The 1,091-nt window shown below is 40.3% G+C and carries 1 protein-coding gene; it reads left to right on the top strand.

Features of this window, described 5'->3' with window-relative positions; all coding sequences use genetic code 11:
• Positions 1-1,091: condensation domain-containing protein (locus ABE34_RS12285; protein ID WP_241756705.1), on the top strand; the 1,091-nt coding region annotated here is incomplete at both ends.

The following is a 1,091-nucleotide window of genomic DNA, read 5'->3' as shown; positions in this document are numbered from 1 at the left end:
TGGAAATCGACAGTATACCTGTAACTCGAAATGGAAAACTGGATAAGAAAGCATTACCAGAGATCGAAGTAAAAGCAACCCGAGAGTATGTAGCACCAAGCAATGAAACCGAAGAGACAATATGTAAGATATTTGGTGAAATCCTGGCTGTAGAGAACGTTGGCGTAAAAGACAGTTTCTTTGAATTAGGAGGACATTCCTTACGTGCAACTCGTCTGGTCAATAAGATTGAATCGGAAACGGGCTACCGAATTGCTTTAAAGGATGTATTTAGTCATCCAACACCAGAGAAGTTATCACAGATTGTACTGGAAAGTGAGACAGAAGAATACATTCCGATTCCAAGGGCAGAGGAAAAAGAATACTATGCAATGTCATCTGCACAAAAGAGAACTTACCTCATACAGCAAATGTACCCAGAGGGAACGATGTATAATATGCCGCAGGCATTAAAACTTACAGGCGAAGTGAGCGTAGAGGATCTAAGAAGAGCGCTACAGGAAATAGTAGATCGTCATGAAATTCTTAGAACGGAGTTCTTAATGGTAAATGGAGAGACCGTACAGAAAGTACTTGAAACAGCAGAAGTACCATTTGAGTATGAAGAGGTTTCTAATCGAACTGATGAGGAAGAGATGAAGCTGTTCGTAAGAGCGTTTGATTTATCGAAAGCGCCACCGATAAGAGCACTATTTGTAAAAAGGGACACCTATGGTTTGCTTATGCTAAATATGCATCACATTGTTGGCGATGGAATGAGTATGGCGACATTTATGAACGAACTGAACGCTCTTTATAAAGGAGAGAAACTGGAGCCATTAAGTCATCAGTTCAAAGATTATAGTGAATGGATGAATAGTCGTAATCTGGAAAGTCAGAGAGCGTACTGGCTAAGTCAGTTTGAGGATGAGATACCGGTATTAGATATGCCGCTAGATTATGCAAGACCACAGGAACAAAGCTATGAGGGTTCCATTACAGGAAGCATATTAGATAAAGAACTAGCCAAGAAGATCAAAGAATTGGCAAAAAGAACTGGTACGACAGAATATATGGTCTTCTTATCCGCAGCAATGGTGTTGCTTGGGAAA

Source organism: Lysinibacillus sphaericus, from assembly GCF_015844675.1.
GTDB classification, from domain to species: Bacteria; Bacillota; Bacilli; order Bacillales_A; family Planococcaceae; genus Lysinibacillus; species Lysinibacillus sphaericus_E.
This window is presented reverse-complemented; position numbering and strand designations above follow the sequence as displayed.